The 14,118-nt window shown below is 68.1% G+C and carries 12 protein-coding genes; 8 read left to right on the plus strand and 4 right to left on the minus strand.

The genetic code is table 11. The annotated features are described in order from the left end of the window. Positions 1 to 288 precede the first annotated feature (288 nt). Positions 289 to 2,181 (plus strand): excinuclease ABC subunit UvrC, encoded by a 1,893-nt coding sequence (uvrC, locus tag Q0938_RS00095; protein WP_299357880.1) that lies wholly within the window; start codon positions 289 to 291, stop codon positions 2,179 to 2,181. A 24-nt stretch (positions 2,182 to 2,205) separates the two neighbouring features. On the opposite strand, the gene radC is transcribed toward uvrC, so the two are convergent. The 3 genes from radC to dnaK all read right to left on the minus strand — a co-directional run bounded on the left by radC (position 2,206) and on the right by dnaK (position 6,217). Continuing rightward, entirely contained in the window at positions 2,206 to 3,018 is an 813-nt protein-coding gene (gene radC, locus Q0938_RS00100; RefSeq protein ID WP_299357882.1) for a DNA repair protein RadC, read from the minus strand. A 58-nt stretch (positions 3,019 to 3,076) separates the two neighbouring features. After that, positions 3,077 to 4,228 (minus strand): molecular chaperone DnaJ, encoded by a 1,152-nt coding sequence (gene dnaJ, locus Q0938_RS00105; RefSeq protein ID WP_299357885.1) that lies wholly within the window; start codon positions 4,226 to 4,228, stop codon positions 3,077 to 3,079. 75 nt (positions 4,229 to 4,303) lie between these two features. Continuing rightward, a complete protein-coding gene (dnaK, locus tag Q0938_RS00110; protein WP_299357887.1) occupies positions 4,304 to 6,217 on the minus strand; it encodes a molecular chaperone DnaK in 1,914 nt (637 codons plus the stop codon). Positions 6,218 to 6,371: 154 nt separating this feature from the next. Here dnaK and Q0938_RS00115 point away from each other — a divergent pair, with 154 nt between their 5' ends. Then, positions 6,372 to 7,052: an alpha-ketoglutarate-dependent dioxygenase AlkB gene (locus Q0938_RS00115; RefSeq protein ID WP_299357889.1), complete on the plus strand. Its 681-nt coding sequence runs from the start codon at positions 6,372 to 6,374 to the stop codon at positions 7,050 to 7,052. Here the strand turns inward: Q0938_RS00115 and Q0938_RS00120 are convergent. Next, positions 7,033 to 7,851, minus strand: a complete 819-nt coding sequence (locus Q0938_RS00120) for an ABC transporter (protein WP_299357891.1) — start codon at positions 7,849 to 7,851, stop codon at positions 7,033 to 7,035. The genes Q0938_RS00115 and Q0938_RS00120 overlap by 20 nt on opposite strands. A 168-nt stretch (positions 7,852 to 8,019) precedes the next feature. Between Q0938_RS00120 and cysQ the strand changes: the two genes are divergently transcribed. The 6 genes from cysQ to Q0938_RS00150 all read left to right on the plus strand — a co-directional run bounded on the left by cysQ (position 8,020) and on the right by Q0938_RS00150 (position 14,117). Beyond that, positions 8,020 to 8,820, plus strand: coding sequence for a 3'(2'),5'-bisphosphate nucleotidase CysQ (gene cysQ / locus Q0938_RS00125; protein ID WP_299357892.1), 801 nt, complete (start codon positions 8,020 to 8,022; stop codon positions 8,818 to 8,820). Next, positions 8,820 to 9,620 (plus strand): manno-octulosonate cytidylyltransferase, encoded by an 801-nt coding sequence (locus Q0938_RS00130; protein WP_299357893.1) that lies wholly within the window; start codon positions 8,820 to 8,822, stop codon positions 9,618 to 9,620. Before cysQ ends, Q0938_RS00130 begins: the two co-directional genes overlap by 1 nt. Further along, positions 9,617 to 10,849: a glycosyltransferase family 2 protein gene (locus Q0938_RS00135; RefSeq protein WP_299357894.1), complete on the plus strand. Its 1,233-nt coding sequence runs from the start codon at positions 9,617 to 9,619 to the stop codon at positions 10,847 to 10,849. The genes Q0938_RS00130 and Q0938_RS00135 overlap by 4 nt, the downstream gene beginning before the upstream one ends. Before the next feature lie 121 nt (positions 10,850 to 10,970). Beyond that, the gene (gene galU / locus Q0938_RS00140) at positions 10,971 to 11,861 is read left to right on the plus strand and encodes a UTP--glucose-1-phosphate uridylyltransferase GalU (protein ID WP_299357896.1); all 891 of its coding nucleotides are present in this window, start codon (positions 10,971 to 10,973) and stop codon (positions 11,859 to 11,861) included. Between the two features lie 5 nt (positions 11,862 to 11,866). After that, positions 11,867 to 12,880 (plus strand): UDP-glucose 4-epimerase GalE, encoded by a 1,014-nt coding sequence (gene galE / locus Q0938_RS00145; protein ID WP_299357897.1) that lies wholly within the window; start codon positions 11,867 to 11,869, stop codon positions 12,878 to 12,880. Beyond that, positions 12,840 to 14,117 (plus strand): glycosyltransferase family 1 protein, encoded by a 1,278-nt coding sequence (locus tag Q0938_RS00150; protein ID WP_299357898.1) that lies wholly within the window; start codon positions 12,840 to 12,842, stop codon positions 14,115 to 14,117. Before galE ends, Q0938_RS00150 begins: the two co-directional genes overlap by 41 nt. The last annotated feature ends 1 nt before the right edge of the window (position 14,118 follow it).

The raw sequence follows: 14,118 nt of genomic DNA on the forward strand, positions 1-14,118 counted from the left end.
GGCGCCACTGCCCCAGGTTGTCCACCTTTGCAAGGACCAATCAACCAAGATGCCGATTCCCGTCCAAAAATCAGCAACTTCGCGTGCGGTCAAAAAGAAACGTTCAAATACAGCCGCTTGCGCTACTGCCGCTTTTTTGGGCAATACTGGCAACCCCCCGAAATTCCTAGCCCATCGGGGTATCGGCCAAGGCTGGTCCACAAGCTTATCCACAGTTTCCGTGGACAGGAATCCGCTTGTGCTTTCCGCCCCGGTCGCGGCTGAACCGGGAATCGGCATGGTATCGCTATGATTGAATCGGAGCACGAGCACGTCACAGGGGAAACGTCAGCCGCACCGCTGACCGGGCATCGCCTGATCGCCGATAATTGCCGCCGGCTGGACGGCAGTCCGGGGGTCTACCGGATGCTGGATGCACAGGGGGCGGTGCTGTACGTGGGCAAGGCCCGCAACCTGCGGGCCCGCGTGTCCAGTTACGCGCGGCCGTCCGGCCATTCGGCCCGCATCGCGCGGATGATCCGCGACACCGCCAGCATGATGTTCCTGACGACGCGCACGGAAACCGAGGCGCTGCTGCTGGAACAGAACCTCATCAAGCAGCTGAAGCCGCGCTACAACGTGCTGCTGCGCGACGACAAGTCGTTCCCCAACATCCTGGTGGCCAAGTCGCACCCCTTTGCCCAGATCAAGAAGCACCGCGGCGCCAAGTCCGAACCGGGCGACTATTACGGCCCGTTCGCCAGCGCGGGCGCCGTGAACCGGACACTGAACCAGCTGCAACGGGTGTTCCTGCTGCGGTCCTGCACCGACGCGACCTTTTCATCCCGCACCCGGCCCTGCCTGCTGCACCAGATCAAGCGCTGCAGCGCGCCGTGCGTGGGCCGGATCGAGCTGTCCGACTATCGGGCGCTGGTCGCCGATGCCGAACGGTTCCTGCAGGGAAAGTCCACCGCCGTGCAGGCGACGCTCGCCGCCGAGATGGCCGAGGCGGCCGCAGCGATGGAATACGAGCGCGCCGCCGCCCTGCGCGACCGGATCAAGGCGCTGACCTCCGTGCAGTCGGTGCAGGCCATCAACCCCAAGGGCGTGGCCGAGGCGGACGTGATCGCGCTGCACATGGAGGGGGGGCAGGCCTGCGTTCAGGTCTTCTTTATCCGTGGCAACCAGAGCTGGGGCAACCGCGACTTCTACCCCCGCCTGAACGGCGCCGAGTCCCCCGACGAGGTGATGGAGGCGTTCCTGGGCCAGTTCTATGACGGCAAGGTGCCGCCCCGCCTGATCCTGCTGAGCCACGGGTTCGAGGAAACCGACCTGATGACCCAGCTGCTGTCCGACCGGGCCGGGCGGCGCGTCGTGCTGGGGGTGCCGCGGCGCGGTGAAAAGGCCGATCTGGTCGAGAATGCGCTGCGCAATGCCCGCGAAAGCCTCGCCCGCCGGCTGGCCGAAAGCGCGGCCCAGCACAAGCTGCTGGAGGGGCTGGCCGACGCCTTCGACCTGCCGGTCGTGCCGCGCCGGATCGAGATCTACGACAACAGCCACATCCAGGGCAGCGCCGCCGTGGGCGGGATGGTCGTCGCGGGGCCCGAGGGCTGGATCAAGAACCAGTACCGCAAGTTCAACATCAAGGGCACCGAGATCACGCCGGGGGACGACCTGGGGATGATGCGTGAGGTGCTGACCCGCCGCTTTGCCCGGCTGCTGAAGGACAACCCCGATCGCGCGACCGAGGCATGGCCGGACCTGCTGCTGATCGACGGCGGACCGACCCAGGTGGCGGCGGTCAGCGGCATCCTCGCCGATCTCGGCGTGCAGGACGTGCCGATCATCGGCGTGGCCAAGGGGCAGGATCGGGATCACGGCAAGGAGGAATTCCACCGTCCGGGCATGCGCCCCTTTGCGCTGCCGATGAACCATCCCGTGCTGTATTTCATCCAGCGCCTGCGGGACGAGGCGCATCGCTGGGCGATCGGCACCCATCGGGCGCGGCGCAGCAAGCAGGCGATGGCCAATCCGCTGGACGAGATCGCCGGGATCGGCGCTGCCCGCAAGCGTGCGCTGCTGTCGCATTTCGGCAGCGCCAAGGCAGTGGCCCGGGCGGGACTGACGGATCTGCAGGCGGTCGAGGGGATCTCGGCGGCCATGGCGCGCACCATCCACGACCATTTCCACGGACAGGGCTGACGCTGCGGTGCCGCGCCCGCGGGGTTACAGCAGCCCCTGCGCGCGAAAGCTCAGCTCGCGGTCCTTGCCGATGATCAGATGATCGTGGACCACGATGCTCATCGTTTCGGCGGCTTGCACGATCCGACGGGTCATCACGATGTCGGGCTCGCTGGGAGTCGGGTCGCCCGAGGGATGGTTGTGCACCAGGATCAGGGCCGATGCATTCACCTCCAGCGCCCGGCGCACGATCTCCCGGGGATAGACGGGCACGTGATCGACCGTTCCCCTCGCCTGTTCCTCGTCCGCGATCAGGACGTTCTTGCGATCGAGATAGAGCACGCGGAACTGCTCGACGTGGCCATGCGCCATGGCGGTGTGGCAGTAGTCGATGAGGGCGTCCCAGCTGGTGAGCACCGGACGCCGGATCACGCGTGACCGGGCCAGCCGCCGGGCGGCCGCGGCGACGATCTTCAGCTCGGTGACGACGGCCGGGCCGACGCCCTCGATCTCGGCCAGACGGGCGGGCTCTGCTGACAGCACCCGGTTGAAATCGCCGAACCGGTCCAGCAGCCGCCGCGCCAGCGGCTTCATGTCCTGGCGTGGGACGGCGCGGAACAGCACCAGTTCCAGCAGCTCGTAATCCGGCATGGCCGCGCCGCCGTCCTGCAGGAACCGCTCCCGCAGCCGGGCACGGTGGTCGGCAATATAGCTAGGGGGTTTGCCACTCCGACCCGCCCGGCCACCCTCCGGTCCCCCCGCCGTGGGGGAGGGTGGCCGAAACCGGGCGTCGTCCTCGGCCGGAGAGAACCCGAAGAGCGACGCGGACGCTTCCTGGAAGTCGCGGGTGCGGGGCATGCCGGCAAGCTGCCAGCAACGGGTTAACGGCAGGTTAAGCCGGCGCCCGCTCCCCGTCTCAGGCGCTCAGGCCTTCCCAGAAGTTCTTCAGCTTGCCGAAGAAATTGCTGGTTTGCGGATGGTTGTCGGCGCCGATGCCGTCGAATTCCCGCAGCAGTTCCTTTTGCCGCGCGGTCAGGTTGACCGGCGTTTCCACCGTCAGTTCGATCAGCATGTCGCCGGGCTCGCCCTGCATGCCCGGCCCGTGCCGCAGCGGCGGCATGCCCTTGCCCCGCAGCCGCATCTGCTGCCCGGTCTGGCTGCCGGGGGCGATCCGGACCCGCGACCGGCCACCCTCGATCGTGGGCACCTCCACCTCGCCGCCCAGGGCGGCGGTGGTCATGCTGACCGGCACGTGACAGGCCAGCATCCGGCCATCGCGCATGAAGATCGGATGCTCCTTGACCTCGATGAAGATATAAAGGTCGCCCGGCGGTCCCTTGCGCAGCCCGGCATCGCCTTCGCCGGCCAGCCGGATGCGGGTGCCGGTCTCGACCCCTGCCGGGATGTTCACGGACAACGACCGCTGCGTTTCGGTCCGCCCGGCCCCGCCACAGGCGGTGCACGGGTTCTTGACGATCTGGCCGTGGCCGCTGCAGGTCGGGCAGGTCCGTTCGACGGTGAAGAACCCTTGGCTGGCACGGACCTTGCCCATGCCGGCACAGGTGGGGCAGGTGGCCGGCTCGACCGCTCCCTCGGCGCCGGTGCCGTTGCAGGCGTCGCAGGCGACAGAACCGGGAACGGTGATCGTCTTCTGCAGCCCCTTAAAGGCTTCTTCCAGCGAAACCTGCAGGTTGTAGCGCAGGTCCTGGCCGCGGGCCGCGCGGCCGCGCCCGCCGGCGCCGCGTCCGGCCATCATGTCGCCGAACAGGTCCTCGAACACGTCGGAAAACGCGGCGCCGAAATCCGGGCCACCGCGACTCTGCCCGAACCCGCCCATGCCGCCTTCGAATGCCGCGTGGCCGAACCGGTCATAGGCGGCGCGGCGCTGCGGGTCCTTCAGGCTGTCATAGGCCTCGTTCACTTCCTTGAACCGCATTTCCGACTGGTTGCAGTCTGGATTGCGGTCCGGATGAAGTTCCTTGGCCTTGCTGCGATAGGCCTTTTTGATTTCTTCTGCCGACGCGCCACGCGCCACGCCCAGAACCTCGTAGAAGTCGCGCTTTGCCATGGTTGTCCTGGTAAATAGCTGATCAAGAAAACACCGGCCCGCAGACTCGCGGGCCGGTGCAGGTACGACAGATGATTACTTGCGCTTTTCGTCGCCGAGATCCTCGAAATCCGCATCGACGATGTCGTCGTCGACACCCCGCGGCGAATCGTCGGATGCGTCGTCGGCCGAGCCGGTTTCCTGGCCCGCCTTGTAGATCGCCTCGCCCAGCTTCATCGACGCGTCGACAAGGTTCTGGATGCCGCCCTTGATCTTGCCGACATCGTCGGACTTGATCGCCTCTTCCAGCGCGTTGACCGCCAGTTCGATCGCCTCGACGGTCGAGCCGTCGACCTTGTCGCCATGCTCGTCCAGCGACTTGCGGGTCGAATGGATCAGGCCTTCGGCCTGGTTCTTCGACTCGACCAGCTCGCGGCGGCCCTTGTCAGCCTCGGCATTCGCCTCGGCATCCTTGACCATCTTCTCGATCTCTTCGTCCGACAGACCGCCCGACGCCTGGATGGTGATCTTCTGTTCCTTGCCGGTGCCCTTGTCCCGGGCGCTGACCGACACGATGCCGTTGGCGTCGATGTCGAACGTCACCTCGATCTGCGGCATGCCGCGGGGCGCCGGCGGAATGTCCTCCAGGTTGAACTGGCCGAGCAGCTTGTTGTCGGCCGCCATCTCGCGCTCACCCTGGAAGACCCGGATGGTCACCGCGTTCTGGTTGTCGTCGGCGGTCGAGAACACCTGGCTCTTCTTGGTCGGGATGGTGGTGTTGCGGTCGATCAGGCGGGTGAACACGCCACCCAGCGTCTCGATGCCCAGCGACAGCGGCGTGACGTCCAGCAGAACCACATCCTTGACGTCACCCTGCAGAACACCGGCCTGGATCGCCGCGCCCAGCGCCACGACCTCGTCGGGGTTGACCCCCTTGTGCGGCTCCTTGCCGAAGAAGTTGGTCACCTCCTCGATCACCTTGGGCATGCGGGTCATCCCGCCGACCAGGACGACCTCGTCGATCTCGCTCTTGTTCAGGCCGGCATCCTTCAGCGCCTCCTGCAGCGGCTTCACGGTGCGCTTGATCAGGTCGCCGACCAGGCTTTCCAGCTTGGCGCGGGTCAGCTTGGTGACCAGGTGCAGCGGGGTGCCCGAGTTCTTGTCCATCGAGATGAACGGCTGGTTGATCTCGGTCTGGCTGGAGGAGGACAGTTCGATCTTGGCCTTCTCGGCGGCTTCCTTCAGCCGCTGCAACGCCATCTTGTCCTTGCTCAGGTCGACGCCGTGCTCTTTCTTGAACTCGTCCGCGAGGTAGTTGACGATCTTCATGTCGAAGTCTTCGCCGCCCAGGAACGTGTCGCCGTTCGTGGACTTCACCTCGAACAGGCCGTCGTCGATTTCCAGGATGGTGATGTCGAAGGTCCCGCCGCCGAGGTCATAGACCGCGATCGTCTTGGTTTCCTTCTTGTCCAGACCATAGGCCAGGGCTGCGGCCGTCGGCTCGTTGATGATGCGCAGGACCTCGAGCCCCGCGATCTTGCCGGCGTCCTTGGTGGCCTGACGCTGGGCGTCGTTGAAATAGGCCGGCACGGTGATGACCGCCTGCTCGACCTTTTCGCCCAGGTAGGATTCGGCGGTTTCCTTCATCTTCTGCAGGATCATCGCGCTGACCTGCGCCGGCGAATAGCGCTCGCCCCGAACCTCGACCCAGGCGTCGCCGTTGCCCCCGTCGACGATCTTGTAGGGAACGAGCTTCTTGTCCTTCTCGACCTCGGCATCGCCCACGCGGCGCCCGATCAGGCGCTTGACGGCGAACACGGTGTTTTCCGGGTTGGTCACGGCCTGACGCTTGGCCGACTGCCCGACCAGCCGCTCACTTTCCGTGAAGCCGACGATCGAGGGCGTCGTGCGCCCGCCTTCCGAGTTTTCGATGACCTTGGGCTGGCTGCCGTCCATGATGGCGACAACGCTGTTGGTGGTCCCGAGGTCGATGCCGATGACTTTGGCCATGCGTTTACCTTTCTTGCGGCGATGGTGCGGGTGCGGGTCCGAACTGCGGCCCCCGCAACCCTATCCCGTGGATTGGATGGCCGGGGTATCCGGCCGGCTTCGCTGGCTATATAGGAACCGCATTTTCGCCCTGCAAGCGTTGCGGATCAGCCATATGCCCGTTGCCGACCACCCGTTTCCCACCCGCCTGATCCGCGGCGCCGCGCTGTTCGCGGGGCTGCTGCGACCGGCCGACCAGGCGGCGCTGATGGACGACGTGCAGGCGATCTGGGCGGCCGCGGCGCCGCAGCGCCCGGTGACCCGCTGGGGCAAGCCGATGTCGGTCGCGATGGCCTCGGCCGGGACACTGGGCTGGACGACGGACCGGCGCGGCTATCGCTATGAACCGCGGCAGCCGGACGGCCGCCCCTGGCCCCCGATCCCGGACCGGTTGCTGGCGCTGTGGGACAGTGTGACGCAGGGGGCGCGGCGCCCGGACAGTTGCCTGGTCAACCTCTATCGTGGCGCGGCGCGGATGGGCCTGCATCAGGACCGCGACGAGGCCGACCTGACCCAGCCGGTGGTGTCGGTCAGCCTGGGCGACCGGGCCCTGTTCCGCATCGGCGGGACCGAGCGCGGCGGCAGCACGGAAAGCGTGTGGCTGCAGTCCGGCGACGTGCTGGTGCTGGACGGCGATGCCCGTCTGCGGTTCCACGGGATCGATCGCATCGATCCCGGCAGCTCGGACCTGGTTTCGGGTGGCGGGCGGGTCAACCTCACCCTGCGGGTCGCCGGTCCGCCCGACGCGGCTGCGTTCGACGCCCCTGCGCCAGGCGTCAGCGGGCCGACCAGCTGAGCGATTCCGCGTTGCGGGTGACGTATTCGGCCATCAGCCCGATCATCAGGCAGCCGAGCGTCGCATAGACCGGATAGGCCACCGACGAGTTGTGCGGCGTGTAGTTGATGAAGGCATAGCCGCGCGCCTGGTCGATCACGTGGAACAGCGGGTTCCAGTCGAACATGCTCAGCATCATCGGCGGCAGCGCGTTGGCCACGAACATCTTGCCCGACGCGACCATGTTGAGGCGCTGATACAGGCTGCTCAGGATCGAGATGCCGCTGGGCCACCACGGCCGCGCGGCGAGAAAGATCAGCCCGATCACGCAGCCCGATGCCCAGGCCAGCAGGAACATTCCGGCCAGACCGACCGGATCCTCGAACGAGACCGGCTGGAACAGCGTGTGATAGAACCCCAGCAGCACCAAGGACGCCAGGGTCTGCCGGTACAGCACCGCCAGCGCCGCGCCGCAGATCGTCACGGCCGTGTTCATCGGCCCGTGCTTCATCATGCCCGACACCGCCGACCCGGACCCCGACACCGCCCCGATCGCCGTGGTGTGGGTCATGAACAGGAAGATGCCGGTCATGATGAAGATGATGAAGTCGCCGCGCACCGGCGAGCGCTTGACGCCCATCAGCCAGTACATGGCAAAGAACCCCACCACCAGCACCATGGACTGCAGCACCGCCATCGCCAGCCCGATGACGGCGTTGCTGTGCGACTTTCGCAGGTTGTGGACGGTCTGGTGATAGATCAGCGCCAGCGTGGTGAAGGCCGCATCGAGCAGGTTGCGGTTGCGGCGCTGAACGAACATCCGTGCGGTCCCCTTCTCGCGAGGGCCCGGGCGGTGCGCTTCCGCGCCGCCGCGGCGGCCGACCGCTTGCCCCTGCCGCCAGCGGCGATCATAAGGAAGGGGGGTGACGCATTCAACGACGAGCCGGGCCGCAGGGATGCCGGCTGGCGGGGACCGAAAGGAAACTGCATGCAATTTGACGATTTGATTGTTCAGATGCGCCGCCTGGCGCTGCAGGCCGGCGCGCGCATCATGGAGATCTATGACGGCCCCGACTTCGCGGTCGAGGTCAAGTCCGACCAGTCGCCGGTGACCGCGGCCGACACGGCTGCGGACGCGCTGATCTCGGCCGGGCTGCGCGCGGCGTTTCCGGACATCCCGCTGGTCACCGAGGAACAGACGGCGACCCACGGGCAGCGCCTGTCCAGCTTCCTGATCGTCGATCCGCTGGACGGCACCAAGGAATTCGTCCAGCGCCGCGGCGATTTCACCGTCAACATCGCCTATGTCCGCGACGGCGTGCCGGTGCGCGGTGTCGTCTATGCGCCCGCCAGGGGGCGCCTGTTCTACACGCTTGCCGACGGCCGTTCGGTCGAGGAGATCGGGCCGTTCGGGGACCGCCCGCGCGACATCCGGCCGATCGGCGTCAATCCGATGCCGGACAATCGCGGGCTGATGGTGGTCGCCTCCAAGTCGCATCGCGACCAGGCGACGGACGACTATATCGCAACCTACATGGTCCGCGACATGACCAGCGCCGGTTCGTCGCTGAAGTTCTGTCTGGTCGCCACGGGCGAGGCCGACCTGTATCCGCGGCTGGGCCGCACCATGGAATGGGATACCGCCGCCGGCGACGCGGTGCTGCGCGGCGCGGGCGGCGAAACCGTGCGGTTCGACGATCACGCGCCGCTGACCTATGGCAAGCCCGGCTTCGAGAACCCGTTCTTCATCGCCCATGCGCCTGGCGTGCTGTTGAAGCCGCAGATCTGATGTCCGTCGTCATCGTGATCCCCGCCCGCCACGCGTCGACCCGCTATCCGGGCAAGCCGCTGGTCGGACTGACCGGCGCATCCGGCGAGAGCCGCAGCCTGATCCGGCGCAGCTGGGACGCGGCCCGGACGGTCCGGGGCGCGGACCGGGTGATCGTCGCGACCGACGACGACCGGATCGCGGATCACGCCCGCGATTTCGGCGCCGAGGTCGCGATGACCTCGACGAGCTGCCGGAACGGGACCGAGCGCTGCGCCGAGGCGGTGACGAATCTGGGGCTGAATCCCGAGATCGTCGTCAACCTGCAGGGTGACGCGCCGCTGACCCCATCGTGGTTCATCGAGGATCTTGTCGCGGCGCTGCGCGACCACCCGTCCGCACAGATGGCGACGCCGGTGCTGAACTGCACCGGCGCAATGCGCGCCGACCTGCTGGACGATCGTGCCCATGGACGGGTCGGCGGCACCACCGCGGTGTTCGGGCAGGGCGGCCTCGCGCTCTATTTCTCCAAGGAAGTGATCCCGTTTGTTCCCGGCGAGATCGCCCCGGATGCACCCAGCCCGGTCTTCCACCATGTCGGGGTCTATGCCTATCGCCCCGGGGCGCTGTCCGCCTATCCGACTTGGCCGGAAGGCCCGTTGGAGCGGTTGGAGGGGCTTGAGCAACTGCGCTTCCTTGAACAGGGCCGCCCCGTCCTGTGCGTCCAGGTCGAGGCGCGGGGGCGGGCGTTCTGGGAACTGAACAACCCCGAGGACGTGCCGCGGATCGAGGAGATGATGCGGCAGATGGGGCTGGATTGACCCCCAGCGCCGCGGTCGGGCCGACCGGCCCGGCGGTCAGCGTGGTCGTGGTGTCGCGGTACCGTCCCGCGGCACTGGCCCGGTGCGTTCACGCCCTGACGCTGCAGGACCATCCCTGCTTCGAACTGGTGGTGGTGGCCGATCCGGCTGCGGCCAGGCCGCGGCCCGACCTGCCGATTCGGCGAGTGGTCTTTGACCGCGCCAACATCTCGGCCGCGCGCAATGCAGGGATCCGGGCGGCCGCGGGCGAGATCATCGCCTTTCTCGACGACGATGCGGTGGCCGAGCCGACCTGGCTGTCGCGGCTGGCCGCGCCGTTCTCGAACCAAGCGGTGCTGGCCGCCACCGGGGTCACCCGCGGTCGCGACGGGGTGCGCTGGCAGGTCCGGGCGGAACGGATCGGGCCGGACAGCCTGGCGCGGTCCATCCCGGTTCAGGGCGGCGCTGTCCGGCTGCTCTGCCCGCAGGACGGGCAGCCGGTCAGCACTTTGGGGACCAACTGCGCCTTTCGCCGTGCGGCGCTGGTCGAGATCGGCGGTTTCGATCCGGCATTCGCCTATCATCTGGACGAAAGCGACCTGAACATGCGGATGGCTTCGCGCTGGCCGGACGCTCCGACCGCGATCGTGCCCGGGGCCGAGGTGGCGCATGGCTGGGCCGGCAGCGAGCACCGCAGCGCCGCCGGGGTGCCCCGCGACCTGACCGTCATCGGGCGCTCCACCGGGATCTTCTGCACGCGCCACGGCGGCGACCCCGCTTTCGCCACCGGCCACCAGCGCCGGCGCCTGCTGCGGCTGATGCTGGCGGGCCGGCTGGACCCCGGCCAGGTCCGGCCGCTGATGCAAGGCTTCCGCACAGGATTGCAGCACGCCCCGGCGGCCCCCGCCCCGGTCTGGGCGGCCGGTGACGCCGCACCCGCCTTTGCCCCGCTGCCCGGAACCGGGCCACGGCCGGCCCGGTTCATTGCGGGATGGCACTGGCAGGCGGCGCGGCTCAGGGCCGATGCGGCCCGGGCGGCGGCCGCCGGGCAGATCGTCACCCTGCTGCTTCTGACCCCGACGCTGCTGCCGCACAGGGTGCGGTTTGCTCCGGAAGGGTTCTGGGAACAGCGCGGCGGACTGTGGGGTCCCTCGGACCCGGGTGATTCGCCATTCACGCCCTGGCGCCTGCAGGACCGCATCTCGCATGAGGCGAAACGGGTGATGCAAACGCGCCTGACCGGACCTTGACCTGTCGGAATGGGCAGGTTCCCGCCCCGCGAGAGCGCCCGTGCTTGATCAGCCAATCTCGCTTGAGGTAAGCGCAACCTGCGCGGGGGTCCTTTCCGCAGTTCGCACGGAGTTTGTTTTCATGGTTCAAAAGGTCACCAAAGCCGTATTTCCGGTTGCCGGTCTGGGTACCCGCTTTCTGCCCGCCACCAAGTCGATTCCCAAGGAAATGATGACCTTGGTCGATCGTCCGCTGATCCAGTACGCGATCGACGAGGCGCGCGCCGCGGGCATTGAGGAGTTCATTTTCGTCACATCGCGCGGCAAGGGCGCGCTGGAGGACTATTTCGATCACGCGCACGAACTGGAAAACACCCTGCGCAAGGCCGGCAAGGACGACCTGCTGGAACTGCTGCGCCAGACCAACATGGAATCCGGTGCGATCGCCTATATCCGCCAGCACAAGGCCATGGGGCTCGGCCACGCGGTCTGGTGCGCCCGCCGGCTGATCGGCGACGAACCCTTCGCGGTGGTGCTGACCGACGACGTGGTGCTGGGCGAGCCGCCCTGCCTGCAGCAGATGATCGAGGCGCATGCCGAGACCGGCGGCAGCATGGTCGCCGCGATGGAGGTGCCCGCCGACAAGACGAGCGCCTACGGCATCATCGACGTGGCCGAGGACATGGGGGCGATCGTCAAGGTCGCCGGCATGGTCGAGAAGCCCAAGCAGAACCCGCCGTCGAACCTCGCCGTCATCGGCCGCTACATCCTGGCGCCCACGGTTCTGAACAACCTCAACAAGCTCAAGCAGGGCGCCGGTGGCGAGATCCAGCTGACCGACGCCATCGCCGACGAGATCAGGGAGGGGCGCGAGGTGTTCGGCCTGCGGTTCCGCGGACAGCGCTATGATTGCGGGTCCAAGGCCGGCTTCCTGCAGGCGACCGTCGCGTTCGGGCTGAACCGCGAGGACCTCAAGGACGAGTTCGCCGACTATCTGCACGACATGCTCGCCATGCAGAAGGCCGCCGAGTAGGCGGCATGGCGGACAGGATCCTGGTGACCGGCGGCGCCGGCTATATCGGCTCGCACGCATGCAAGGCGCTCGCGGCCGCGGGCTACGTGCCGGTCACCTTCGACAACCTGTCCACCGGCTGGCGCGCGGCGGTGAAGTTCGGCCCGTTCGAGCAGGGTGACCTGATGGACCGGGCGCGGCTGGATCAGGTGTTCGCCGAGCACCGCCCGGTGGCCGTCATGCATTTCGCCGCCCTCAGCCAAGTCGGCGAGGCGATGCGCGAACCCGGCAAGTACTGGCGCGGCAATGTCTGCGCCTCGCTGAACCTGATCGAGGCGGCGGTGGACGCGGGCTGCCTGGACTTCGTGTTCAGTTCGACCTGCGCCACCTATGGCGATCACGACGGCGTGGTGCTGGACGAGAACACGCCGCAGACGCCGCTGAATTCCTACGGCGCCAGCAAGCGGGCGATAGAGGACATGCTGCGGGATTTCGGCGCCGCCCATGGATTGCGCAGCGTGATCTTCCGCTACTTCAACGTGGCGGGCGCCGATCCGGACGCCGAGGTCGGTGAGGCCCATCAGCCCGAGACGCATCTGATCCCGCTGATCCTGGATGCGGTCGATGGCCGCCGTCCGGCGCTGACCATCAACGGGACCGACTATCCCACCGCGGACGGCACCTGCATCCGCGACTTCGTCCACGTCATGGATCTGGTCGATGCCCATCTGCTGGGGCTGGAATGGCTGCGCGCCAACCGCGCCCCCGACGGTGCGCCGCGGACCGGGGGCGCCGAGGTGTTCTGCCTGGGAACCGGGTCGGGTTTCTCGGTGCGCGAGGTGATCGACCACGCGAAACGGGCCACCAACCGGCCGGTCCCGGTCATCGAAGGGCCGCGCCGCGACGGCGACGCCGTGTCGCTCGTGTCCGGGAGCCGCCGGGCCGGCATGGAACTGGGCTGGCGGGCCGACCGGTCGACCCTGCCGCAGATGATCGGTGATGCCTGGCGCTGGCATCAGTCCGGCGGGTATGACCGCTGATCCGGCCTTCGTGCTGGATGTCACACGGCTGATCTCACGCCTCGGGCAGGGGCCGCTGACCGGCATCGACCGGGTCGAGGCCGCGTGGCTCGCGCATCTGCAGGACCGGCCCCATCATCTGGTTGCGCGGCTTGGGCCGGCGCAGATGCTGCTTGGCCCCGATGCCGGTGCCGATCTGCTGCGCTGGACGGCCGGGGACAAGGGGGCCGTTCCGGCCGCATCCCTGCTGGACCGCATCCTGGGCCAGACCGCCCTGCGGCCACGCGCCAAGCGGGCGATGGCGCGCCGCGCGGTGGCCCGCGTTCCGCTGTCCGGACGGGGCATCGCCCGGCGCCTGCACCGGATCATGCCCGGCCGCCCGGTCTATCTGAATGTCGGGCACAGCAATCTGGGCGCGCCCTGGCTGGACAGCCTAGGCCACGCGGCGCTGCGGATCGTGCTGATCCACGACACCATCCCGCTGGACCACCCCGACCTGACCCGGCCCGGACAGGATGCGATCTTCCGCGATCGCCTGACCGCGGCCCTGTCCCACGCGGATATAGTCGTGGCAATCAGCGCGGCGACCCGGGACGATCTGCTGCGCTGGCGTGACCGGCTGGGCATCCGCAGTCCGGCGCCGATCGTGGTCGCCCCGATCGGCACGACCCGACACCCGGCCGTGCCAGCCGATCTGCCGCCCGATCTGGAACTGACCCGACCGTTCCTGGTGGTGCTTGGCACGATCGAGCCGCGCAAGAACCACGCGCTGCTGCTGGATGCCTGGCAGCTTCTGGCGCAGCACCACGTCGCGGCCGGAAACCGTGCCGCCGACCTGCCGCAGCTGCTCATCGTCGGGCGGCGCGGATGGGAAAACGCGGCGACCTTCGCCCGGCTGGATGCGCTGCCGCCGGGCGGGCCGGTCCGCGAGCTGCCGAGCCTGCCGGACGGCGCCGTGGCCGCACTGTTGGACCGCGCCCATGCGCTGCTGCTGCCAAGTCTCAGCGAGGGCTTCGGCCTGCCGCTGACCGAGGCCGCTTGCCGCGGCACCCCGATCCTGTGCACGCCGCTGCCCACCGCCCGCGCCCTGCTGGGCGACTATCCGATCTACCTGCCCGCGGACGACCCCCGCCCCTGGACCGACGCGATCGCCCGGATCACGAAAGCTCCGCGGCGGCCCCGCACGCCGCTTGTCGTGCCGGGCTGGGCGGCGCATTTCCGTCGCGTCGAGGATGCTGCTATGCAGGCGTTCACCTAGA

The sequence above is a fragment of the uncultured Paracoccus sp. genome, assembly GCF_947496875.1.
GTDB lineage: Bacteria > Pseudomonadota > Alphaproteobacteria > Rhodobacterales > Rhodobacteraceae > Paracoccus.